Source organism: Candidatus Protochlamydia phocaeensis (assembly GCF_001545115.1).
GTDB classification, from domain to species: Bacteria; Chlamydiota; Chlamydiia; order Chlamydiales; family Parachlamydiaceae; genus Protochlamydia_A; species Protochlamydia_A phocaeensis.
In genome coordinates this window covers 1-23,883 of record NZ_FCNU01000022.1, presented here as the reverse complement: position 1 = coordinate 23,883, position 23,883 = coordinate 1, and the positions used below count along the sequence as shown (strand labels likewise).

17 protein-coding genes and 1 pseudogene are annotated in these 23,883 nt (G+C 42.6%); 10 read left to right on the top strand and 8 right to left on the bottom strand.

All coding sequences use genetic code 11. The features are described from left to right. Positions 1-64 precede the first annotated feature (64 nt). Positions 65-1,255, top strand: a complete 1,191-nt coding sequence (locus BN3769_RS07570) for a glycine C-acetyltransferase (protein ID WP_068469197.1) — start codon at positions 65-67, stop codon at positions 1,253-1,255. A gap of 468 nt (positions 1,256-1,723) precedes the next feature. Next, a complete protein-coding gene (gene tdh, locus BN3769_RS07565) occupies positions 1,724-2,749 on the top strand; it encodes an L-threonine 3-dehydrogenase (RefSeq protein ID WP_068469195.1) in 1,026 nt (341 codons plus the stop codon). Positions 2,750-2,877: 128 nt separating this feature from the next. Here tdh and BN3769_RS07560 read toward each other — a convergent pair whose 3' ends face one another. Both BN3769_RS07560 and BN3769_RS07555 read right to left on the bottom strand, forming a co-directional pair. Then, positions 2,878-5,658, bottom strand: a complete 2,781-nt coding sequence (locus BN3769_RS07560) for a hypothetical protein (RefSeq protein WP_068469193.1) — start codon at positions 5,656-5,658, stop codon at positions 2,878-2,880. A 141-nt stretch (positions 5,659-5,799) separates the two neighbouring features. Beyond that, the gene (locus BN3769_RS07555) at positions 5,800-8,232 is read right to left on the bottom strand and encodes a heavy metal translocating P-type ATPase (protein WP_068469191.1); all 2,433 of its coding nucleotides are present in this window, start codon (positions 8,230-8,232) and stop codon (positions 5,800-5,802) included. Between the two features lie 163 nt (positions 8,233-8,395). Here BN3769_RS07555 and def point away from each other — a divergent pair, with 163 nt between their 5' ends. Continuing rightward, complete coding sequence (gene def / locus BN3769_RS07550) at positions 8,396-8,929, top strand: peptide deformylase (RefSeq protein ID WP_068469189.1); 534 nt, start codon at positions 8,396-8,398, stop codon at positions 8,927-8,929. A gap of 149 nt (positions 8,930-9,078) precedes the next feature. On the opposite strand, the gene BN3769_RS07545 is transcribed toward def, so the two are convergent. From BN3769_RS07545 to tpiA, 3 genes are all read right to left on the bottom strand, one after another. Continuing rightward, complete coding sequence (locus BN3769_RS07545; protein WP_068469187.1) at positions 9,079-9,624, bottom strand: hypothetical protein; 546 nt, start codon at positions 9,622-9,624, stop codon at positions 9,079-9,081. 440 nt (positions 9,625-10,064) lie between these two features. Continuing rightward, entirely contained in the window at positions 10,065-10,355 is a 291-nt protein-coding gene (secG, locus tag BN3769_RS07540; RefSeq protein ID WP_068469185.1) for a preprotein translocase subunit SecG, read from the bottom strand. A gap of 12 nt (positions 10,356-10,367) precedes the next feature. Continuing rightward, positions 10,368-11,147 carry a triose-phosphate isomerase gene (gene tpiA, locus BN3769_RS07535; RefSeq protein WP_068469183.1) on the bottom strand — a complete coding sequence of 260 codons (780 nt, stop codon included), beginning with the start codon at positions 11,145-11,147 and terminating at the stop codon, positions 10,368-10,370. Positions 11,148-11,422: 275 nt separating this feature from the next. Between tpiA and BN3769_RS07530 the strand changes: the two genes are divergently transcribed. Further along, on the top strand, positions 11,423-12,430 hold the full coding sequence (locus tag BN3769_RS07530) for a Ulp1 family isopeptidase (RefSeq protein WP_068469181.1): 1,008 nt from the start codon (positions 11,423-11,425) through the stop codon (positions 12,428-12,430). Between the two features lie 87 nt (positions 12,431-12,517). Here BN3769_RS07530 and BN3769_RS07525 read toward each other — a convergent pair whose 3' ends face one another. Next, a complete protein-coding gene (locus BN3769_RS07525) occupies positions 12,518-14,209 on the bottom strand; it encodes an MORN repeat-containing protein (RefSeq protein WP_068469179.1) in 1,692 nt (563 codons plus the stop codon). A gap of 306 nt (positions 14,210-14,515) precedes the next feature. On the opposite strand from BN3769_RS07525, the gene xseA reads away from it, so the two are divergent. The 4 genes from xseA to BN3769_RS07505 all read left to right on the top strand — a co-directional run bounded on the left by xseA (position 14,516) and on the right by BN3769_RS07505 (position 19,255). Beyond that, complete coding sequence (gene xseA, locus BN3769_RS07520) at positions 14,516-16,009, top strand: exodeoxyribonuclease VII large subunit (protein WP_068469177.1); 1,494 nt, start codon at positions 14,516-14,518, stop codon at positions 16,007-16,009. Beyond that, complete coding sequence (locus tag BN3769_RS07515) at positions 16,002-16,283, top strand: exodeoxyribonuclease VII small subunit (protein WP_068469175.1); 282 nt, start codon at positions 16,002-16,004, stop codon at positions 16,281-16,283. Before xseA ends, BN3769_RS07515 begins: the two co-directional genes overlap by 8 nt. Positions 16,284-16,491: 208 nt before the next feature. Continuing rightward, positions 16,492-18,390, top strand: coding sequence for a 1-deoxy-D-xylulose-5-phosphate synthase (locus BN3769_RS07510; protein WP_068469173.1), 1,899 nt, complete (start codon positions 16,492-16,494; stop codon positions 18,388-18,390). A gap of 22 nt (positions 18,391-18,412) precedes the next feature. After that, entirely contained in the window at positions 18,413-19,255 is an 843-nt protein-coding gene (locus tag BN3769_RS07505) for an NAD(+)/NADH kinase (RefSeq protein ID WP_068469171.1), read from the top strand. Positions 19,256-20,238: 983 nt separating this feature from the next. Here BN3769_RS07505 and BN3769_RS15040 read toward each other — a convergent pair. Further along, complete coding sequence (locus tag BN3769_RS15040; protein WP_228840649.1) at positions 20,239-20,724, bottom strand: hypothetical protein; 486 nt, start codon at positions 20,722-20,724, stop codon at positions 20,239-20,241. Between BN3769_RS15040 and BN3769_RS07500 the strand changes: the two genes are divergently transcribed. Both BN3769_RS07500 and BN3769_RS07495 read left to right on the top strand, forming a co-directional pair. Beyond that, complete coding sequence (locus BN3769_RS07500) at positions 20,717-22,015, top strand: COG1470 family protein (protein ID WP_228840648.1); 1,299 nt, start codon at positions 20,717-20,719, stop codon at positions 22,013-22,015. The two genes, BN3769_RS15040 and BN3769_RS07500, sit on opposite strands and share 8 nt — an antisense overlap. Before the next feature lie 221 nt (positions 22,016-22,236). Then, on the top strand, positions 22,237-23,622 hold the full coding sequence (locus BN3769_RS07495; RefSeq protein WP_068469169.1) for a hypothetical protein: 1,386 nt from the start codon (positions 22,237-22,239) through the stop codon (positions 23,620-23,622). Positions 23,623-23,675: 53 nt separating this feature from the next. Here BN3769_RS07495 and BN3769_RS14720 read toward each other — a convergent pair. Next, positions 23,676-23,768: pseudogene (locus BN3769_RS14720) on the bottom strand (IS1 family transposase); the annotation flags it as partial. Positions 23,769-23,883: the final 115 nt, after the last annotated feature.

Sequence of the window (23,883 nt, the reverse complement as noted above, 5' to 3'; positions counted from 1 at the left end):
CATTCCAAGCGTTCTAATAGCCTAAGTTAACCATCCGCAACAACTTCCTAACCCCTCTTAATTTATGGACAATACATTTTTACAATTTATGGAAGATCAGTTGGCTGATCTAAAAAAGCAAGGGCTCTATAAGCAAGAACGAGAGATTACCTCTCCGCAAGATGCGTCCATTACAATAGCCGGCGGCAAAAAAGTCTTAAACTTTTGCTCGAATAATTATCTTGGCTTAGCCAATCATCCCGATATCATCCACTCAGCTATTAAAAGTTATGAACATTATGGATTCGGGCTCTCCTCCGTTCGCTTTATTTGTGGAACACAAACGGTCCATAAACAATTGGAAAAGAGTTTATCCCGTTTTTTAGGGACGGAAGAGACCATTCTGTATTGCTCTTGCTTTGATGCCAATGGAGGTCTTTTTGAGACCATTCTAGGTCCGGAAGACGCCGTGATCAGCGATGCGCTCAACCATGCCAGCATTATTGACGGCATTCGCCTATGCAAAGCCAAGCGTTTGCGCTACGATCACAACGACATGAAAAGTTTGGAGGCACAGCTGCAAGAGGCCAAAGATGCCCGCTTCCGTTTGATCGCAACAGATGGCGTCTTTTCGATGGACGGCACGATAGCTAACCTAAAAGCCATTTGCGATTTAGCCGATCAATATAATGCCTTAGTGATGGTTGACGATTGCCATGCCGTGGGCTTCTTAGGAGATAAAGGACGGGGAACGCCTGAATATTGCGAAGTCCTGGGAAGAGTCGATATTATTACGGGAACGCTTGGAAAAGCTCTTGGCGGCGCTTTAGGAGGATATACCTCAGGGCGTAAACCCATTATTGACTGGTTAAGACAGCGCTCGCGCCCTTATCTATTTTCTAATACATTAGCGCCAAGCATTGCGGCCGCTTCACTTAAAGTGTTGGAATTGATCGAGGGCTCCGATGATCGCCGCCAGCGCTTGCAAGAAAATAGCCGCTATTTCCGCGACCGCATGACACAATTGGGTTTTAACCTTGTCCCCGGCAACCATCCCATTATCCCGGTTATGCTAGGAGATGCCAAGCTTGCTCAAGAGTTCGCCGCTCGCATGCTTGATGAAGGCGTTTATGTCATCGGATTCTCTTACCCTGTCGTTCCCCAAGGCAAAGCCCGCATTCGCACGCAAATGTGCGCCAATCACTCGCGCGAAGATTTGGATAAGGCTATCCAAGCCTTTGAAAAAGTAGGTAAAGATTTAAAGGTCATTCCTTGATTGCCCTTTTCCATTTGAAAGCCCCTTTCTTAAACAGAATGGGGCTTTTTCTATTTAGTTAGATTCCCTTTATTCCGAATTGATAAAAGCACTGCCATCGATGCCGGGCGAATAAACCCAGAGTCGTTTAAAAACAAAATTTACAATAAGATGTGCAAGCTTTTAAGAGAGGCCTGAAGGTTCGGGTCCGATTTCTTGCAAGTTTCCCCTTTGTATTCTCCGGGATTTTACTCTCTTAAACTATATTTTGAGCACTTATCTATTACAAAAGAAAAGACAAACTATAGAGAACATGGAGAAACACTCAACTCTCTTGCTAACTCACAGAAGAAGTAAAAAGGATGCCGGCCCACCTCTTTCATCGACTGGGTTTTTCTCTTAATTTCTGGCAAAAATATCATTTTTTAATTAAAATTAGCCATTAATTATTGTCTAATTCATTTAATTTTATAAATTAAAAAGGTTTTTATGAAAGGCTTAATGAAGAAGGAGCGGGCACCTGGCTTATGGATGGAAGATGTGCCTATGCCAACAGTCGGAGATCAAGAGGTCTTAATTAAAACGCGCAAGACCTCTATTTGCGGAACAGATGTGCATATTTATAAATGGGACGCATGGGCTCAGAAAACGATTCCTGTTCCAATGGTTGTCGGGCATGAATTCATGGGTGAAGTGGCCGCTTTTGGCAAAAACGTAACTGGTTTAAAAGTTGGCGATCGGGTATGCGGGGAAGGACATATTGTATGCGGACACTGCCCCAATTGCCGTATGGGCCGCAAGCATGTCTGCATGAATACAAAAGGCTTGGGCGTTAATCGTCCCGGATGCTTTGCCGAGTATTTTACTATTCCGGCTGAAAATGTCTTTAAGCTTCCCGCAACCATTCCGGATAACCTCGCAGCCATCTTCGACCCCTACGGTAATGCGGTTCACACGGCTTTATCCTTTGACTTAGTGGGAGAAGATGTTCTTATCACAGGCGCAGGTCCAATCGGCATTATGGCTGCTGCAGTGGCCCGCAAAGCAGGAGCCCGCAGCGTTGTCATTACAGATCTCAACGAGTATCGCCTTGATTTAGCAAAGAAGATGGGCGCCACACAAGCAGTCAATATTCAAAAAGAATCATTAGATGCCGTTATGAAATCTATCGGCTTGGAATATGGCTTCACAGTTGGATTGGAAATGTCAGGCCATCCGAATGGATTATCCACCCTATTGGAAAAAGTCCAGCATGGAGGCAAAATCGCCCTATTAGGGATCCTTCCTCCCCAGACGACAATTGATTGGGATCTTGTCATTTTCAAGATGCTGACGCTTAAAGGGATTTACGGAAGAGAAATTTTTTCAACTTGGTATAAGATGGTCCATCTGCTCGAAAGCGGTCTAGACCTTGCTCCCATCATCACGCATCAATTTGCCGTCGATGATTTTGAAAAAGGCTTCGAGGTTATGTTGTCCGGCCAATCAGGCAAAGTGATCTTGAACTGGGATTAAATGCAGGCTAATAATTGGCTTCAATTAAAGAGGATCTTTCTCCTCTTTGAGGGGATCTATAAGATCTTTTTAAGTCCTGAATAAAAGAAGAGAAAGCCGCGTAATGCTTTCTCTTCTTTCTTGTGATCTCAATGATTTGTCGATGTAAATAGTTTTTGAATATTGATTAAATTATTTCTAGATACGCGTTTATAGCTAATTAGGCTGTCAATGGTATAAAACCCTTCTAGGCGGAATTGCTCCCATGCCTGTTTAAGAGCTTCCCCTTGCCGGCAATAGAACTGCAGGCAAACAAGCGTATGCCGTCTACGAATGATTTTCAATGCATGCTTAATAATGCCATTGCACATAGAGCAAGCCTCGATAGGGCTTCTGCATTGGCTTAAATTTAGTCCTAAGGTTTCTAAATTTTTGCGTTGAATAGCAGTCAAATTATCCAGGCTTAGTAAATCTTTGATCAAGCTTTGACAAATCAAAACAATGTGGGAAGGATTTTGTTCAGGGATCTCTAAAAATTCAATCAATTTATCAATGCAAAGAGGAACTTTATCGGAAGACGTACGAAGAGTAAACAGCTGATGCCACTGGTCTTCCCATTGTTGAATAAGCCTTCGCCTTGTTTTCTCAATGGGATCTTCTTCCTCCATGGCATCCGTATGTTTTTCCTGCATTTCAGTGCCGACTAAGCTTTCCGCTTGTTCTAAATGTCTATGCAATAGATTTTCAAAAAGAGGCTTAAATTTTGCGCATTGCTGGTCTAAAAAGGCTTGCCTCTCCTTCGCTATCGATAAATGAGCCAAATCTTTGTCCGTCTTAATTCCGATCAGCTGAAGCTCTCCTATATTTGGCACTCCAATTTTGCTTTCCGGCCCAATATCTAAACATTCGACTTCTTGATTTTTTAAACAATTCCAAAAGCCTTCATAAATAGTCGCAAAAGGATCATAATCTTCTTCTAGCTTGCCAGCCTCTTTTAAGAACGATTTTAAGGTTTCCAATGCACAGAAAACAAGCGAGCGGCTGCCTTCAAGCAATCCTTTTTTGGAATCAAAATTTTTAAACGTTTGATTTAAAGTCGCAAGCGTCTCCTCTGAAAGCGTGCAATCTTTTCCTTGCGATTCAATGAAATTAACTAATTCTCTCATACTTAGGCTAAGGGATTGCCGAGAAAACCCCAATAAATTTGTAGCCTCTTGATAATAATGCTCATAACTTTCAGGTTGAGTGGAGGCATTGTATTGAATGCTTTGCAAGTTAAGCAGCAAAGTGGACAAGCGATCCAAAAACGTATCGTATGCCTGCTTAAAAAGCAGGACTTTATGATCGGCATAATCGTCTAATTGTTCTTTAGAGCAGGCGCCCAAAATGACCCGCAGCTGTCCACTTCTGAGCTTATGTGTCAATGGTTCAATGACTGCAAAGACTTGATTATTTGGAATAGATAGAACTAAAAATCTAAGCTGCTCATCTGTCAAATAACGAGCTAATTTTAGAAAGACAGCTTGATGGACTGGATCTTGACAAGCGATTCCCAGTAGAAATGGCGGCAGTTTGGCAATTGTTTCACAATAAACCGCTTCTATCTCCTCTGCCTGGGCCAAGCTATTAAAGTGATCATAGCTCACTTTTACAGACATCAACTCTGCCGGAACAAATGCCGTACTTAAATCCACAAGCATATTGTCATAGAGCAATCCCTTCCCCTCTGAATCTGCCAGCACCTTGTCCATCAATTCTCTAGTCGAACCATTCCACATATAATGAGAAAACAACCTAGTACGCAGAGCGGCGGCAGAATGACCTTCATACCAGGCAAAATCTTGAATGTCTGTTTTTTTGGCGCAGATAAACAGAAAAGGAATGGCGGGGGCTTGCTTATCGTCTAAAGCCTGCCAGAATTCATAAATTTTATTTTCTCGAATACAAGAATAAATCGCATTAAAGATCGCCTGCTTTCTTTTTAGATCCACATCCATTAAAAGCAATCCGCTCATCCACTCAACCATATGCGTTAAATCATTGCGGTAGCGCCGATAAATGTCCCTTTGTTTTTCAATGGACATCGAAGCTAATAGATAAAGGCGCGCTTGAGGGCTTAAAGACAAAAATTTGCAAATAATCGTATCGTAACGCTTGTTCAAATAATATTTTTGTAAAATTTTGTCTAAGAGATAGTGCATTCCTTCATCAAAAGGGAAGTGATGAGAAATTGCATTGATTAACTTTTGCATTCCTCCTTCAAAATCCCCTCGCGTCAGGGGGTTTTGTCGAATAAAGCGATTTAAGGCTAAATTAATTTCCGCATTGTTTAAGTTATATAGAACAAGCGCCAGACAATCCGTGGAAAGATGCGTCGCGCAAAATTTGATAAATGTCTTTCTTTGTTTTTCCGACAGGAATTCAAGCAATAGGGTGCAATCTTCGGCTAGATCGGGATAAAGAGGTAATTCCTGCTGAAGCTTGTTCTCTTTCATTTTCTCTATGACTTGTGCCAGGCACTCTTTCCAACGCGGATTGCGTAAAATCGCTTTGTTCAGGAAGTTCTCTACCCCTTCCTCATCCAATGCCATCAGAAGATGCCGCCACTCCAAAGGATGCTGCTCAAAAAACTCATGAAAGATAGGCAGATCCTCTATCTCTTTTGCACATGCTCTTTGGCAAGCTTGAATCACTGATCCATCAGCTGGATATTGCCGCAAATTTAAAAAGAATTGAGCTAATGCATCGGGACTTTGCGGTTGATCGAGCACTAATTGCATGATAGGAGGAATAGCAAGAGGATTGCGGACAATGCTTTCTACCATATCTGCAAGAGACACGCTTGTCGGGGGCAAAGATTGTACTCCTATCTGAGAATGGGAAGTTAAAGTACAAACAGTAGAATCAATGCCGGTCAATAAAAAGCTCATAGCACCCTCCTTTACGAGTTTAAATACGATTATGGTCATGGCTTAATTGAGCCCTACATACGGACGAGAGAACTTGCCGGCCATAAGCTAAACTTCACATTTCCATCAGCCGTCATTCCTTCATGCATAATTAGGCGTTATTTAATCGCTGATCCCTCCTTTGGGCAATACTAGAGTCGCTTTTATTCGCTGAGCATTAAACAGGACAATCAGGCTGCTCACCACCATGGCAAAAGCGGCGAATAAAGGAGAAAGCGCTCCTGCGGCTGCCAATCCCAGCCCCAAACAATTATAGAAAAAGGCCCAAAAAAGATTTTGCTTAACAATGCGGTGTGCCTTCTTTGCTAGCTGGCGCAGAGAAGATAGAACTTGCAGGCGATCTGTAGTCAGCAGTAAATCAGAAACCTGGATGGAGATATCAGTCGCCGAGATAACGGCTATTCCCACATGGGCGGCCGTTAAAGCGGGCGCATCATTAATGCCATCCCCTAACATGGCAACGATTTCTCCGCTTTTCCTTAAATTATCGATTAAATCTCTTTTTTGCAAGGGATGGAATTCGGCCTTCCAAGCGTCAAAATGGCATGCTTGGGCCACCTTTTGTACGGCATGAGATAAATCCCCCGATACAAGCATAGTCTTCACCGGCGCCAAAGATTGCACAAGAGGCTTAGCTTCCGAACGAATGCGGTCTCCAAGCAAAAATGCGGCCAGGCATGAGTCATTACGGGCAAAGAATACCCATGTATAGGCCTCGGCGGCGTGTTTTTGCTGATGCATAGGCAGATCGATTCCTTGTTGTGTCAGAAACACAGCCGATCCCAGAAAATAGGTACAGCCTTGTTTTTTTCCCCTTATCCCTCTTCCGATGATTTCTTCGATTTGATCAAAAGGCTTTGCCGGACATAAAAGAGCTTGATTGAGGGCAACAGCCACCGGATGGTTAGAACAAACGACCAATCCTTTTAAAAGGCATTTCTCTTCAAAAGACAACTCCTCTAAGCCTTTGAGAACACTATATTTTCCTTCTGTTATCGTCCCCGTTTTATCAAACACGAAAACGGTCTCTTTACCCAAAAAAGACAAACAGGTTCGATTGCGGACAATAACCCCCCATTTGGCCAGCGTGTTTAAAAGATGTGATTCAGCCAATGGGACGGCTATGCCGATAGCGCAAGGGCAAGAAATGAGCAAAACGGCAACAGCGCGTAAAATGCCTGTTTGCAAAGGGGTATGTTGATTATCCTGGACGCCAAACCACAGGCAATAGATCAGGATTGCTAACGCTAAACTAAAAACAAAAGGTACAAACCATTTGACAATCTTATCAACAGGCCTGACTTCTTGCGTTTTATGTTCAATATCTTGCCCGACCATATCGATAATGCGCGCAAGCGCCGTCTCTTCAGGCTTTGCCGTCACTTTAATGCACAAATGTCCTTGCTGCAAAAAAGTTCCGCCCAAGACAGTTGAGCCCGGCTTTTTAGCGATGGGCAAGGCTTCTCCCGTCATCAGCGATTCATCGCAAGCACCCTCTCCTTCTTCCACAACCCCATCTAGAACAATTTTTTCCCCGCTTAAGACAATAATCGTGTCTCCAATTTGAATATCCTTTAAGGGGACAAATTGACTTTCTCCTGTCTCCATTCTCTTGCGTCCGCGGCGGGGAAGCGCCCGCGTCAAATGAATGAGAGAATCCTTGGCTGAAAATTTGGCCTTCGATTCAATGATCTTGCCCAAAAGAACAAACACGATGATGACAGTCATGGAGTCGAAGTAGACATACGGGCTTCCCTTCCATAATTCATATAAAGACAATCCCGTTGCCGTTGAAACACCCAGAACGACCAAGGCTTCCATTCCCCAAATTCCCACTCGCATGCCCGTATAGAACCGGCGCCAAATCGGCCATGCGCTATATACCAAAACAGGAATGGAGCCTAGGAAGGACAGCCAGGCGAACAGGGCCGGATATCCCTCCATGTCTTGATGGAAATAGCTTACATAAATAGGATAGGCAAACATCATGATATTTAAGGAAAAAAATGCTGCGACAATAAAACGGATGGAAAGCGTATGGCTAATGGCTTGTTGCCGCGGATCCTGCAAAGAAGCTGGCCGATATCCTAGACTAGAAATCAGACGGACAATTCTTTCCTTGGAGATAAGGCGCGGCAAATATTCAATGACGGCCAAATCCGTAGTATAGTCGACAGCGCAGCGACGAATCCCTTTTTCTTTGAGCAAAATCAAACTGATTACTTGCGCGCAAGAGGGACACCACATCTCTTGAATGTCCAAGTGCAATTTCTTCACTTCTTCTTCTACAACTTCTTCTTCTTTCTGTTTAAGCTGGTCCAATAAATGCGGATTCGCAATTAAACCGGATTGGACGGCTTGCTGAAAAAGAGGATGGTTGCGGAAATTCTCTAATGCATTTTGACTGGAAAGAATTTGATAGACAGCTTGGCATCCGGCGCAGCAAAACGCAAGATCTTTGTCCCGATAAGAACGCGCGGAAACAGGGCTCTGGCACAAGCAACAAACAGAAGAAACATCCTGATCAAGAAGCATGTTAAATGGTCCATTTTTAAATTGACCAATCTTTTATCGCTTACGCTTTTATTAACCAATTAAAATCTTGTTTTTTGGTAACTTCTAATGATATCATTTAATTGAAGGCCTGTTCCTGTTTACAGATTTATAACTATCTATTTTGTTAATAAGAGTTTTATTTATGAAACTTCCTTTGGCTTATTTTGGAGATTCTGTTTTAAGAAAAAAAACTTCTCCTGTTGAAGAGATTGATGACACGATTCGTCAGCTTGTCGCCGATATGGCTGAAACAATGGAGGCCAATGATGGCTGCGGCCTTGCGGCTCCTCAAGTCCATCAATCCCTATCTTTATTTATTACAAGCATTCCCCATTATGTTGATGAGGACACAATTGTGCCGGGCGAACTGAGGGTCTTTATCAATCCTAAAATCGTGGCATACAGCCAGGAGACCTGGACGTGCCAAGAAGGATGCCTTTCCATTCCTGGATTGCGCGAAGATGTGAGCCGCCCCCTTAAAGTGACCATACAAGCCACTAATCTAGATGGAGTGACTTTCACCGAAGAATTCGTCGGATTTGATGCGCATGTCATTATGCATGAAAATGACCATATCAATGGCGTTCTTTATGTCGACCGTCTTCCACCCAGACGAAAAAAGGAAATAGAGAGCGTCTTAAGAGAAATTAAGAAGAAATATAGCAAGCATAAATAGCGTTTCCCTATCTTAAAGGGTTTCTTAAACTGTTAATGGCGCCTTTATTCGAGGTTATTTTCCCACCTGTTTACAGGGCAAATGAATGGGCCGTACACCCCATTCAGGTTGCACACAGCAGGCAAAATCGAATGATCGGCCATTAGCAGTTAAGCCGCCTCAGCCGTCTCCATTAGATGGAGTTGAAGAGAGCCGTCTGAATGGCGAATGACATCGTAAGGAAGATGAAGCATATCTTTATAAAAGATAAAATTCGTCTTTAAGCCTTGAGTAAGGGAATCCAACAGCTGATAAGCGGGCTCTATCTCGTCTTTATATTTCACTTTATCTTCCACTTCCCAGTCATCTATCAGCTCCCAAAACTCCCTGATATGCGGGTAGATAAACTCAAAAAATTCATCTAGCTCCTGATTGGAACAAGGATTATTAAAGTAAATTTTGGGAGTGGAATAAGGCGGAACATCAGCGCAGCAGATATACATTTGGATATTAGCGCAATTCAAATGATTATAAGCGGCTCTAAAAGGCTCAAAGGCATAATAAGCTTGCCCATGATGGCCAATGAAAACGATCCCTCCGTTTTCTAAAATTTTTAATAGATAGTTTTCAACCCGTTTTGTATATCCGTCATCTGGGCTTTCTGGAATATATTCATTAAAATAGTGGATGCTAATATTATCTTTTCGAAAATTCATCCCCCTCATTCTCCCACCCGCTCAAAAAGAGATACTCGCTAGAGTTCGGATCTTCTGATAAGCAAGAGTCAATCGCGATGACCTTTGCTTGCACGGTTGGATTGCGATTAGCGATTTGACGAAAATAACGTGGCAGCACCTGCTCTTGGCAGCTCTTTGGAAATTGATCCCCAATTCCAGGAGCCAGGCTAAATAAAACCAGCTACTCCCCTTCATATGTATCCCAACTTCCAAAAAGCCCCTTTATAAATAAGATGGCCAATAGGCCTAAACATTTCTTCATCGCATTATACCAAAGTGAAATATCGTTAGAGGAAAAAACAGGCCATCAATCTTAGAGGAATTTTATCAAGTGAATCTAAATTTAGGAAGGCAGGCGCGCAGAAGGTTAGGCAAGGGCAAATTTTAGGTGTGGCCTAAAATTTGCCGCATTTGATGGCTTACGACTCTATATGTTCCATTGTAAAAGCAGGCGCATTTGTTTTAGTGCGTCCCATTGCAGTCGTCCACAACGAAAGCAAAATGCAGGAAATGAAAAAAATCAGAGCCAGCCAAGCTGTAAATTTTTTTAAGACATCGGCCGTCGAAGTTCCAAAAAGCGATTCTGTCGACTCTCCTCCAAAAGAGGCTCCCAAACCAGAACTCTTGCTTTCTTGCATGAGAATGACAGCGCATAGCATGACACATAAAATCATGAAAAGGGCGATGGTAAAGAAATAAAGAAATGACATAGGAACTAAACCTTAAGATTGAATTTTTGACTTACTATCATTCACAATTTGACTAAAAGATTCAAGAGAAAGTGACGCCCCTCCAACGAGGAGGCCATCAATATCCGGTTGGCTTATCAAATCGTTTGCATTGGCCGGATTAACAGATCCGCCATATTGAATGACAATCTGCTGGGCAAACTCGTCAGAGAATAACGTTGCCAAGTATTGACGACAGAAATGATGGACTTCTTGCGCAATTTCAGGGGTTGCATTCCGGCCGGTACCAATCGCCCAGACGGGCTCATAAGCCAAAATGAGGGATTGAATCTGTTCTGAGCTAAGATCTTTCAAGCATTCCGCAATCTGGCTCTGAAGGATTTCATGCGTCCTTCCCTCTTCGTATTCCTGCAGTGTCTCTCCAATGCACAAAACAGGCCGCAGCCCGACTTCAACCGCACGCTTAACCTTGCGATTAATACAGGCATTGTCTTCATTGTAAAGCCGACGACGCTCTGAATGTCCCAGCAAAACGAATTTCGCTCCCGCTTCTTTCAACATCTTCCCTGCAATTTCTCCGGTAAAGGCCCCCTCCGATGCGTCATTCATATTTTGAGCCCCAATAACAAGCGGGGATGCATCGGCGTCTTGAGAAAGCGGATAAATCATGGTAAAAGGAACAGCTAGCCACACATCCGCTTGATTATCAATAACGACGGGAATAAGCTGCTCAATAAAAGACCGAGCTTCTTCGATCGTCTTATTCATTTTCCAATTTCCAGTCAAAATTAAAGCCCGTTTAGGCTGATCCATAAAAGCTCCTCATCCATGGCCTCTTCACTATCTTCTTGGATTCCCCCATCAAACTTAAAAGTAGTTTTTTAATTTTTTTCTAAAAATAGCTTCTGGAATCCTAGAAGAAAATATTAATCCACTCCGAGGAGAAATTCAAGAGAAAATGACAAAATTTATTATCTATTCCAAATAAAAAAAGAAAAACCAACAAATTTTACAAAAGAGAATATTTTTAACATGAATAAATATTAATCATATAACATTAAATAACATTATTCAACCAAAACAAATTTATGATTAATTTTCATAATAATTTAGGCTCGCTTCTTTCTTATCCTTATTCTTTTTCCAATTTAGCCGTTTCTTGCGCTCCTTCTTCTACTTGCTCTGTTTCATTGGCTTTAATGGATCCAAAAACACTCAAAAATCTAACTTTATCGGCTCAGCAAGAGACGTATCAGGACATCTATCGTCCCCTCCCGGCTTTCTTGGAGGTTGTTCGTTTAGTTGCTTCTTATGTTCTTAGTTTTTTTAACCAGATGGTAAAGGAAAAATCAGAAGACCCCTTAACGTCGACGACCCTTGCGACAGAATCACAAATGGAATGTTACAGAAGACATTTTAACCAAGAAAACCCCTCTGTTTATTTTTTCCCTTGCTTTAATTCCATCATAGAAGCGTCCTTAAATTCTTCCCTTTCCCTCCCTATTTTTGCGGATAAGCCTCAAAATTCAGTCATTGGCAAAATAATGGAAGAGCTTATTATCTATGAAAATGAGGGATGGAAACTCCAAATTCCTGAAGGAATTTCTCTCCTCGTCCTTCCTTTTAATTTATCTTATAACCATTGGACATCTATTCAGGTCAATTTAAAAACCAAACAAATCTATTTTTTGGATAGCAACGGACCTGGAAATCGTTTCCGTCAAACGCTCCATCCCCGCACCCAGCAACTTGTCAATTATTATGAACTCATTTGGCAAGAATTGGAAGGTGTGAAAGCTTTAATGGAACAGGCGACACAAGAGGCATTCCACTTTTATCATCCGGGCTTGCAGGGTTCGGCTCCCTCATCTTCGCAAAGGTTGTCTCTTTCGCCTTCCATTATTAAAGGACGGCAACAATATGACAAATGGAATTGCGGAATGTTTACCTTTCATTACGCTTGGTTGGTTAGCCAGCAAGACGAAGTTTGTCCGAACTTTTTAAACCAGCAAAAATTTAGCCCGATTCAAGCCCATATTTTATCGCGGCGAAACCATTTCATTCGCGTTTTACGCTATTTTGGTTTTAGAGAGTAATGTCTTAATCGCTAGCATGGAGCGATAAATGCCAGGGATAGAGGGCGCAAGGCAAATCCCCTTGCGCTTAGAGGGTGTCAAAGGACGTTAATGAATAAAGCTTCCCCTAAAAATTTCTCCGTTACGAAAAGTCAAGACCCCTTCGCCACAGCGGCAATCCTCTTTAAAGTCCCCTTCATAGCTGGCTATTTCTCCTTGCTTATAGGTTATTCTTCCTTTGCCATGCCTTTTTCCTTGGAAAAATTGCCCTTTGTATTCATCACCATTTGCAGTCAGGAGCGTCCCTTGCCCATGCATCTGATCATTGGCTAAATCGCCCTTATAAATACTCTCATTGGTGAATTTGATTGTTCCATAGGTAGGATGCAGCCCGTGTGTAAATTGGCCTTGCAAGATATTTCCACAAACTAAGATCAATTGCCCTTCTCCATGCTTGAGGCCGTTTTCAAAGTCGCCTGTATAGACTTCTCCTTTAATGGTAAGAGTGCCTTTTCCGTGATACTTATTTTGTTTAAAATAGCCTTCATAGCGAGTTGTTTCGCCAAAAAGCAACACGCCCTTTCCTTCTGCCACTCCGTGGGAAAATTCCCCTTCATAGACAGTTCCGTTTTTGCACTCCATGATTCCTTTTCCATGTGGACAACCGTTTATGACTTCCCCTACATACACATTGCCATCCGGATAAAAGAGCGTCCCTGTCTTTTCAGGCAGATCTTGACGAAATTCTGCTTCAAGAATAATTCCATTGGGATAAGTCAAGCGGCCCTTTCCGTGTTTAGCCTCTCCCTTTAATTCTCCCTCATAAAAATGGCCATTGGCATAGAAGACTTTGCCTGTCTTGCCCGGCTTATCATCAACGAATTCTCTTTCATAACGATCGCCATTGGGATAAAGGATTTCTCCCTTGCCGTGCTTTAAGCCATTCTTCACTTCCCCCTTATAAACAATCTGACTAGGATAAGTGAACTCTCCTCTTCCATTTGGCTGGTCATTGGCAAACAGCCCTGCAAATACCGTTCCATTTTTATAGATACATGTCCCCTTTCCTTCTCGACGTCCATTGAGCACTCGTCCTTCATAACGGCTCACACTATGCTCTTCTTTGGCAAAGGTAAATACGCCTATGCCGGTCAATTCATCATTCCAGAAATCGCCTGCATAGATATCGCCATGCCTAAAGGTTATTTGCCCTTTGCCATGTCTTCTCCCTCGCTCAAACGTTCCGGTATAAACAGCTCCATTCAAATAATAATACGTTCCTTGCCCATGGATTTTGCCCTTGCTAAATTCACCCTCATAGCGATCCCCACTCTTAAAAAACATTTTTCCCTGCCCATGGCATTTATGACTCTCGAGAGGTCCTATATACGTATCTCCATTGCTAAAATGAAGGGTCTGAATGCTAGCCGTTCCCTCATCATATGCCACCCGGGGGAGAATCTCAAGAGAAGTGGGCGTATGCCGAAAAGTCGAGCCTTGCTCAGAGATGTGGCTTGCGTCTTCTTCACATGCCGGAGCAGAATTAATTGAAGACGGAAAAATAGGCTTAGCTGTTTTATCGGAAGTTAAATCCCTGGATTTTTGAGCGGAAGAAAAATGGCGCGCTATTTTCTTTTTAGGAGGACTGACATCTACTTGTTGTTGGGAAAGAGAATTTAACGCAGGGACGACGCATCTGTTCCTGTCTTCAAAGCTTCGTTTTGTTGAACCTGCCGAATTCATTCCATCGTTCGAATTAACTCTGGGATCAACGGAGTAACAACCAGATCTGGATACCATATTAAATTTTTCCTTATAAATTATAAATTAATCTTCTTTACAAAACCTTAATATTTAAAAATTAATATTTATTACTAAACTTATTCACTTCCATTATTACACTCAATAAAAAAAAGCAAAGAGGCAAACATAAAATATGAACTATATACTATACCTATCGTCCAAGCTTTCGCTGCCCACTTAATGCGTTTGAAAAATTAACCTGAGTTTTTTTGATTTAGTACAAACTGCATTCCTGCTAAGATTCTCGCTTCAAGTTTTGAAAAGAGAAAAGGCGATAGCATTTGAAAAACATGCGATAATTTTATGGATAGCCAAGCCCCGACTTCCCCGCTTTTGACAGTTACCCAGCTTACGCATGCCATTAAGTTGAGCTTGGAATCCACCTTTCCCTTTGTTCATTTGCAAGGAGAAATCAGCAATTTTAAGCTGCAAACGTCAGGGCACCTTTATTTTTCCTTAAAAGATGCCAATGCGCAAATTACAGCTGTCATGTTTAAAGGAGATGCCTCTTCTTTAAAGGTCATGCCTAAAGCAGGCGATCACGTGGTGGTCAAAGGAGAGCTGAATGTCTATCCTCCAAAGGGCAACTATCAGCTTATCATCCGTGAACTTGCCTACATGGGCTTAGGCGAGCTGTTGCAAAAGCTTGAGCAGCTCAAAATCAAGCTCCACCAAAAAGGTTGGTTTAAGACCATTCATAAAAAGCCGCTTCCGCATCTGCCGCGCCGAATCGGTGTCGTGACAAGTCCGACAGGCGCCGTCATTCAAGATATTCTCCATGTGCTCACTCGCCGTTTTTCCGGCTTCCATCTCATTTTGAATCCGGTCAAAGTGCAGGGTGAAGGAGCCGCACAAGAAATTGCGCAAGCCATTGAGCAATTCAACCGCTATCAATTAGTGGATGTCATGATTGTCGGCCGCGGAGGAGGCAGCCTAGAAGATTTATGGGCATTTAATGAAGAAAGGGTTGCCGAGGCCATTTTTAATAGCCAGATTCCCATCATCAGCGCAGTCGGACATGAAACCGACCATTGCATTGCTGATTATGTCGCCGATGTGCGCGCCCCGACGCCGTCTGCGGCAGCAGAAATTGTCATCGCTGAAAAAGCGCAACAATTGGAGCATTTGCGCACGGTCAGGCGACGCTTGCAGCAGACTGTTCAGCATCTTGTTCACCAGAACCGCTACCGTTTAGAAGCGTTAAGCCGCCATCCTTTCTTTACCCAGCCTCGCCTTTTATTAGAGTGGCGCATGCAGAAGCTAGATGATTGCCGTCAAGATATCGACCAAACCATGCAGCAACAGCTTCAACTCAAGCGGCACCGTTTAGAGTCTTTTACTCGTCAGGCAGTCGCTTTAAAGCCAACCAATCAATTAATGCATTTGCGCAATCGGCTAAGAGATTGGGAGAAAGCCTTAACTCAGCGCATGCAAAATCAAATATGGCAAGATCAAAAACATTTGCACCAAAGCTTTTATAAATTGCAGCAAATATGGATGAATAAGCATCTTCATAGACGTCATGTATTTGACGGAAAGCAATTTTCCCTTCGAATCGGACAATTGGCTAAAGACCATCACTTAAAAAATCAGCAAAAGCTTTTGAGCCTCACGCGTTTATTAGCGGCCATCGACCCAAAGACTCTTCTGCAAAAAGGGTATAGCATTCTATTTGCAGAAAAAGATCCTTTCGTTATAAATTCAATACGTAAGCTTAGGAAAGGACAGCAAGCTAAACTCCTATTATCCGACGGTGAAGCCTTAATTACCATTAATGAAGTGATCCCCAGTGAATAACGATACTCTACAAGATCTGAACACTATTAGCTTTGAAGCTGCCTTAGCACGTTTAGAAACTATTCTTGAGCGCATGAATAGCGGTACGATTAGCCTTGACGAATCCCTTAAGCTCTATGAAGAGGCTGATCAATTAATTGCGATTTGCAATAAACGCTTAAATGAGGCTGAGCGCAAAATTGAGATCCTTGTAAAAAATAGAAGTGGCGAACTGATGCTCGGAAGCGACGACAAACCTTTGACCCAAGATTATAAAGTAAATCCTTCTAATTAGATTAATTTCTTTCCTCTTTCTCTCTTTTTTGCATTTCATTAATCACCTCACACTGTTCATTAAATTATTTAATTTCAAAATAATTACAATTTTTTATTTGAAATAAAATTAATGGGTTGTTTTATAGCTAAGATTTTGGAAATGCTATATGATTTAACTTTATTCCTGATGAAATTAGGATCAAATGATTTATTAAAGGACTTTTAGAATGACGCAACTTCTTTCCTCCATTCATTCACCACAGGATATCAAAGAATTCTCGTTGGCAGAATTGAATCAATTAGCAACTGAAATTCGCCAACGGATTATCGAAGTTCTTTCTGTCAATGGAGGACATTTAGCTTCCAATCTGGGAGTTGTTGAATTGACACTGGCCTTGCATAAAGTATTCAGTTCGCCAGAAGATAAATTCATTTGGGACGTCAGCCATCAAACTTACGTGCACAAGCTTTTAACAGGGCGCAACAATCGTTTTCACCAAATTCGTCAATTTAAGGGATTATGCGGCTTTTGCCATCCCAAAGAATCCATCCACGATCATTTCCATGCCGGCCATGCCGGGACGGCTCTTTCCCTTGCACTGGGAGTAGCCAAAAATAGGGATTTAACTAAGCGCCAGGAATATGTCATTCCCATTATTGGCGATGCAACACTTACCTGCGGTTTATCTCTTGAGGCGCTTAACAATATTTCTCGAGAACTCAAGCGCTTTATCGTGATTCTCAATGATAACGCCATGTCCATTTCAAAGAATGTCGGAGCGATCACCCATATCCTTAGCCGTTTATTGAGCAACCCGACGACGAACAAGATTTATCAAGAATTGGATACATTTGTCTCTAAAATCCCCAGCTATGGGCCTATCCTTTCCCAGCAAGGGCACAAGATCACAGAATCCTTAAAGAATTTAGTAAGCCCTGCCGCTTATTTCGAGCAATACGGCTTGTCTTATATCGGCCCGATTGATGGGCATGATGTCAAAAAATTAATCGACGTTCTAGAAGGCGTCAAAGATTCAAGCTGGCCGGTTGTCATTCACGTATTGACAAGAAAGGGCGAAGGAATGGACGAAGCTATTAAAAATCCCGTTTCTTACCATGGCGCCAAGCCTTTTAGCCGCGACACAGGAAAATTTTTACCCAACCCGACCACGAAACCCACTTTTCCCAAAATTTTTGGCACCCATCTCTTAAAAATGGCTGAAAGGGACCCAAGCGTGGTTGCGATTACGCCTGCCATGTCGGCCGGATCTTGTTTAGATGAATTTATGAAAGCCTTTCCCGACCGCTGCTTAGATGTTGGAATAGCAGAGTCGCATGCCATCACTTTTGCAGGCGGCATTGCTTACGGTGGAAAAATGAAGGTAGTGGCCTCGATTTACGCCACATTTCTGCAACGCGCGTTCGACAATCTTTTCCATGATGTCTGCTTGCAAGAGCTGCCGGTCGTCTTTGCTATCGACCGGGCGGGAATTTCAGGCCCTGACGGATCGACCCACCATGGCATTTATGACATCTCTTTTCTTAATGCCATGCCCAATATGATCATTACGCAGCCGCGCAACGGGCAAGTATTAAAGGAATTAATGGAATCCGCTTTTTCCTGGAAGCGTCCGACAGCCATCCGCTATCCCAATCTCGCCACAGAAGACGCGGACGAGCCTTTAAAAGAACGAGAGCTTGGCAAGGGAGAAGTTTTAGTAGAAGGCAAAGACATTCTTATCATCGCCTTAGGCCATATGAATGCAACGGCATTAAAAACCCGGGCCCTGCTCGCAGAAGAGGGAATTGATGCCACTGTCATGGACCCCGTATTCATCAAGCCTCTAGACACCGATCTGTTATGCCGTTTATTGCTGACGCATAGCAAGATCGTGACCATTGAAGAGCATTCAGTCGCTGCAGGAATGGGATCGATTGTAAACAACTTCTTGATGCGCCAAGGGTTCAACAACGTACAAGTGTTAAATCTAGGCATTCCTGAAGCCTTCATTGACCATGGCAGTAACCAAGACCTATTGAACGAAGTCGGTTTGACACTTGATAAAATTGCCAAGCAAATTTTGTCCCATTTTAACTTGAAATCTTCCAAAGCTCTTCAAGTATAAACAGTGGAGCTAATTTAAACTTATGATAATTGCCTTATTCCCCAATGAGAGCAAAGCCCCTTCTCTTGGCATTGCGGCGGATATTTGCCAATTCTTCTATGCTAAAGGCATTCAAGTGGTAGCTGAGGATAGGCATGCAGCAACAATTGGGGCAACGCCTTTATCTCAAGTGGAAGAAAACAAAATTACTTTCCGCATTTCGTTGGGAGGCGACGGAACAATCCTGCGCCTCATTCATCGGCACGCCAATTTACGAGCTCCCCTGCTCGGAATTAACTTAGGAAGCCTAGGCTTCTTGGCAGACATTCCTATCGACGACATTTATCCAAGCTTGCAAGACCTTTTAGACGGCCGCTATAGCTTGCAGAACCGCCTTATGATGGAAGGGCAATCCACCACAGGCAACACCTGTTTTGCTGTAAATGAAGTCGTCATTCATCGAGCGCAAAACCCCTGCTTGATCGATCTGGCTATCTATGTCGATGGGGTTTATCTCAATACTTTTTCTGCCGATGGAATCATTATTTCAACTCCAAGCGGATCGACAGCTTACTCCTTAGCTGCCGGCGGCCCTATTCTCACTCCGGAACTCGAAGCATTTATTCTGACCCCCATTTGCCCTCACACAATTTCTAATCGCCCTATTGTCCTTATGCCAAGAAAAGATATTCAGGTGAAATATATAAGCTCACATTTGCCTGTTGAAATCTCTTATGATGGCATATCTAGTTTTAGTTTATCTACAAATGAGATTTTTACAATTACTCGCTCCTCAAACGACTTCTGCTTAGTCAATTTATCTCGTCACGAGTACTTTTCAACTCTTCGCGAAAAATTAGGCTGGCAAGGCCGACTTAAAATCTAATTCATCTTTTAATTCAAGTTTTTTTCACTAAATTTTATTTAAAATTTTTTCTCTCCTCTAAGCATTTCATATCATATTGGTCATTAAGATCTTAAACATTTTTTTATTCAAAAACTTAACTTGATAAAAAAAATCTTCTGGAAGAATTATTTCCTAAGGGTTATGTAAAGGAGTTAAATCCTTTTTTGTTAATCGACTCCTGATCAACATGTGCTGCATGAGGAGAAAGGTCGATCTAGAAAGAGGTAAACTAGAAATGAAAATGAATAGTTATCCTTTAAACTCTAAAATTAACAGGAGTATTGTATGAGAAAATTTTTAGGTTTCGGTTTTATGGCAGCCCTCGTTCTTTCTTTAACAAGCTGCTGCTGCGATCAAAACGATTGCTGTGAGCCATGCGCGCCAAAGCCACGTTGCTGCGAACCAAGACCATGCTGTCCAAAGCCTTGCTGTCCACCTAAGTGTGAGCCAAGATACTACGACAACAACTGCTGCTATTAATATGCAATTTGCATGCCATAGCATGCGAAACCTAAAAGCGGGGGAACGTAATGTTCCTCTGCCTAGCAAATCCAACTTGCCTTCATAAGAAGCAGCAAGAAGACCTGTGTGATGGGGAGAGTCGGACGCTAGCTCACATTAGACAACTGATGAGTCCTATGTGAATGCGAAGTATTCAAGCGAACATGACACCTGCTAACTGTTTCGCAATCAAATACGAGTCATGAGTGGAATAATGAGAAGCTAAGAAGTGTCTTAAAAAATCTGCAGTTCCCTTCGTTAAGCCATTCATGAGATGTATAGGGCATGTAACCATACTAGCCAAAAGATTAAAAGTCAAAGAGAATTATCTATAAAATCTTCGTACAACCAAGACCTTAACACAAGGAGTCTTTAATGAGAAAACAACTAGGAATATTAGCCTCGTTGATTTTTTTAGGTGTTTCGGCACTGCTTTGGACAGGCTGTTCCGGTTCTGGCCGTTACAGTGACGATTGTTGCGAGCCTTGCGAGCCGATCTGCGAGCCTTGCAAGCCCGTCTGTCCTCCACCATGCAAGCCTTGTCCAGAGCCTTGCAAACCCGTATGTCCTCCGCCATGCAAGCCTGTTTGCGCTCCTCCATGTGCGCCACCATGCCCACCTCCATGTGCAGAGCCATGCAGACCAGCATGTCCGCCTCCATGCGCTGAGCCATGCAAACCTTTATGCCCTCCACCATGCAAACCTGTTTGTGCTCCTCCATGCCCAGAGCCATGCAGACCAGCACCACAACCTTGCAAACCTGTTTGCGCTCCTCCATGTGCGCCAGCCCCTTGCAAGCCTGTTTGTGCGCCACCATGCCCACCTCCATGCCCAGAAGATTGCCCACCTAAGTGCGCAGCTCCTCTGAAGCCATGCAAATACGGTCCAGCAGGCGAATGCTGCTGCAATGGTGTAACAGTTAGAGCAAAAAATCCCAATATGTGCATTCTCGGCGATCAATATCCTCTTGATCTCGAAATCACAGCTTGCTGCGATGTTTGCGAAGTTCTCATTACAACGACTCTTCCAGAAGGCGTGACTTACATGAGAAGCCAGCCAGAAGCTAGGGTAGAAGGCCGCAATCTCGTTTGGCAATTTGGCCATATCAATAAAGGACAAACTGTCCCAGCCAGAATTTGGTTAAAATGCGAAAGAGAAGGCGATCTATGCACATGCTTCTGCGTTAAGGCAACACCTGTTGCTTTCTGCGCCCTCTTGTGCGCTAAACCAGTCCTTGTTTGCGAAAAGTGCGGTCCGGCTGAAGTTTGCCCAGGCGATCCAATCAACTACACGATCACTGTCACAAACATTGGAACATGCACAGCTGAAGATGTTGTTGTCGTTGACAACCTTCCAGAAGGCGTTGAGCATCCAAGCTGCCAAAAATCTCTTACTTTCAAGCTTGGTTGCTTAGAGCCATGCCAAACAAAGAAAGTGAACTTTACAGTTACTGCTTGCAAACGCGGCAAAATCTGCAACACAGCCGTTGTATCAGCATGCAATGCTAACCAAACATCTTGTGAGTTCTGCACATGTGTTTGCTGCTGCGCAATTGAATGTCAAAAAGTTGGACCAAAAGAAGTTCCAGTTGGCCAAAATGCTGATTATCAAATCACAGTTGTTAACACAGGTGACAAATCCTTGCATGAAGTGGTTGTAACAGATACAGCACCTTCTGCAACAAGCATCGTTGCAGCTCCAGGCGCTAACATTTGTGGAAAACAAGCTGTTTGGAAGCTAAGAGAACTGAAGCCAGGCGAAAGAGTGAACTTCAACGTTACGTTGACAACTTGCACTCCTGGTTACTTCGTCAACAGAGTCAATGTAACAGACTGCGAAGCATGCAATTCTTGCTGCGAGTTTGGTACACACTGGAAAGGACGTCCAGCTCTTGATATCTGCATCACAACTTCAGATAACCCAATTTGCGTCGGTGAGACAACACGCTTTAAGATCACTGTCGTAAACAAAGGTCAAGAGTACGATTCAAATGTTAACGTAACCATTAACTTCCCAGCTGAGTTAGTTCCAGTCAATGCATCTGGTGCATCTGCAGCGCAACTTAATGGTCAAACCGTTACATTTGCTCCGTTCCCAAATCTTGCTCCTCGTCAAACACTTGAGTACTATGTCACTGTGAAGGCAAATGGCCGTGGTGACTTACGTCCAAAAGTACAAGTAAGCTCGGATTTCATTAAGAATCCAATTACACAAGAAGAAAGCTTGATTGTGAACTAAGACGTCTCTTACCTCGGTAAGAAGTCTTAAAAGGCAGGCCGCAAGGTCTGCCTTTTTTATTTTAGGCTTTCTTATTCCTCCATAATCAATAGATATTAAGATCTGCTGTCGCCTCTAAAAAGGAGATAAGAACCGCTTACGCTCTATTTAATCTATTTTCTCAAAACAGGGTCGTTTTTGGCATAACTTTTGCATAGAAACAGCAAAAATAGGAGATCACAATGCTCAAACATGCGCAAGCGACTCACTTTCAAATTTATGCCTGTTTACCGTTTGTCGAATTGGCCCAAGAATCAAGCATTCAGTTCGGATCAGTCATTTTTTGGCCAGCTTCCAAGTATAAAGACTATATTGAAGCTGATTATCAGGAAGCTTTTCAGGCTTATCTTCAAACAATCGGACAAATTAAAGCTAAGATTAAGCAAGAGCAGCCGACTTGGATTAATACAATGAAGCTGAGTCCGGAAGGAACGACTTGCTTATCCATTGCCAATAACATTCCTCATGATCAAAGAGAAAATGTTTTAATTGACTCGCTTTATCTTTTATATTTTGCCTGCATTTTTAAAGATTTGTATTACAGTAATGAAATTCCCTCTTTTAATGCCTTCCGTAAAATTATTCCTGCGTCTTTAGAATTTATTCAATCTAGGCAAAATTGGGAGCACTTGCATATTGACGAGAATTACCGAGAAGAAACGGTTTGCATTCATCTATTTGATCCAGAGATTTGCAAGGGATTAGGTAAGACGCTCTCAGCAATTTACGAAGATCCGCCTACCCACTCCGAATCGACTATCCACGCTTATAAGCGTCTTATCCGCTCTGTCCGTTATTTAGTCGATCGTTTTTTTCAACGTTTTGTCAATTTATTTGAAAAAGGGCTTCATTTTTCCGATGAGCTGTTTGAGCCGGAAGACGTCATTTTTTTAGCCTCCAGCTTTGAAGCCCTATTTGACATCAACGATAAGCAAACGGTTGCCGATTTTAAGCATAAGCTACGCCCTCTGCTTCACTTGAAACATAGCAATCCCTTGGAAATATTTTGGAAATGGGTAGACGATTTCTATAATGTACGGCGCAAAATCGTTCATGGAGGCCCCACCCCTGACCCTCTTTTTCGCCTCAATCCCAATTTCGAAATTTCGCATATTCTAATCGGCATTAAACTTCTTATTTATGCGCTGTATTATACCCTCTATAGCTATAAACTTCTGCCTTCCACTCATACGGATCCTTACACCCCTCCGGACTTTAAATGGATTCATCCAGAAGAAATTCTCTTGTTTTTTTGGACAGAAGCCAAGCTATTGCAAAAATTAAATATTTACACAAAACAAGCTCTGCAAGAATTTAAAGAAGAACTTTATGCAGATATTCATTTATTGACCTGCTTATTTGTTTCCATGTACGAGCGCTATTTTCTCCATCCCGTTTGCAATGGCATCCGTTTTATTCCCACTCCCCTCTCGGAGATTCAGCACCAGGGCCAGCACATTTTAGAGATGTTAAAAAAAGAGCAGGAAGAACATCCACGAAGCAAACTTTTGCGCGCCCTATCGCCCCACTTTCTAGCTTGCCTGCATCAACGCATGCAAGCGTCTTAAGTCTGTCTGGATGAAATTCTATCAGGTAAAATAAGAAGGTTCAGCAGATAGTGCTAAACAGGTAAGGCTCTTAATTGCCTATTATAGTCACAAATAAAATACTTTATTAATCCAATATGATCGGCTAGCTTCTTAGAGCCTGTTAAAAAACCTTATTTTCAATTATCCTTTATGAGGATTCATGAGAGGATTTTGAATGAGAAAGAAATATTCTAGCGATTTATCGGATGAGGAGTGGCAACTAATAGAACACTTATTTCA

Excerpts from the sequence above, each read along its gene's own strand:
- BN3769_RS07570 (WP_068469197.1), top strand. The coding sequence starts at position 65 with ATGGACAATACATTTTTACAATTTATGGAAGATCAGTTGGCTGATCTA.
- tdh (WP_068469195.1), top strand. The coding sequence starts at position 1,724 with ATGAAAGGCTTAATGAAGAAGGAGCGGGCACCTGGCTTATGGATGGAA.
- BN3769_RS07560 (WP_068469193.1), bottom strand. The coding sequence starts at position 5,658 with ATGAGCTTTTTATTGACCGGCATTGATTCTACTGTTTGTACTTTAACT.
- BN3769_RS07555 (WP_068469191.1), bottom strand. The coding sequence starts at position 8,232 with ATGCTTCTTGATCAGGATGTTTCTTCTGTTTGTTGCTTGTGCCAGAGC.
- def (WP_068469189.1), top strand. The coding sequence starts at position 8,396 with ATGAAACTTCCTTTGGCTTATTTTGGAGATTCTGTTTTAAGAAAAAAA.
- BN3769_RS07545 (WP_068469187.1), bottom strand. The coding sequence starts at position 9,624 with ATGAATTTTCGAAAAGATAATATTAGCATCCACTATTTTAATGAATAT.
- secG (WP_068469185.1), bottom strand. The coding sequence starts at position 10,355 with ATGTCATTTCTTTATTTCTTTACCATCGCCCTTTTCATGATTTTATGT.
- tpiA (WP_068469183.1), bottom strand. The coding sequence starts at position 11,147 with ATGGATCAGCCTAAACGGGCTTTAATTTTGACTGGAAATTGGAAAATG.
- BN3769_RS07530 (WP_068469181.1), top strand. The coding sequence starts at position 11,423 with ATGATTAATTTTCATAATAATTTAGGCTCGCTTCTTTCTTATCCTTAT.
- BN3769_RS07525 (WP_068469179.1), bottom strand. The coding sequence starts at position 14,209 with ATGGTATCCAGATCTGGTTGTTACTCCGTTGATCCCAGAGTTAATTCG.
- xseA (WP_068469177.1), top strand. The coding sequence starts at position 14,516 with ATGGATAGCCAAGCCCCGACTTCCCCGCTTTTGACAGTTACCCAGCTT.
- BN3769_RS07510 (WP_068469173.1), top strand. The coding sequence starts at position 16,492 with ATGACGCAACTTCTTTCCTCCATTCATTCACCACAGGATATCAAAGAA.
- BN3769_RS07505 (WP_068469171.1), top strand. The coding sequence starts at position 18,413 with ATGATAATTGCCTTATTCCCCAATGAGAGCAAAGCCCCTTCTCTTGGC.
- BN3769_RS07500 (WP_228840648.1), top strand. The coding sequence starts at position 20,717 with ATGTGCATTCTCGGCGATCAATATCCTCTTGATCTCGAAATCACAGCT.
- BN3769_RS15040 (WP_228840649.1), bottom strand. The coding sequence starts at position 20,724 with ATGCACATATTGGGATTTTTTGCTCTAACTGTTACACCATTGCAGCAG.
- BN3769_RS07495 (WP_068469169.1), top strand. The coding sequence starts at position 22,237 with ATGCTCAAACATGCGCAAGCGACTCACTTTCAAATTTATGCCTGTTTA.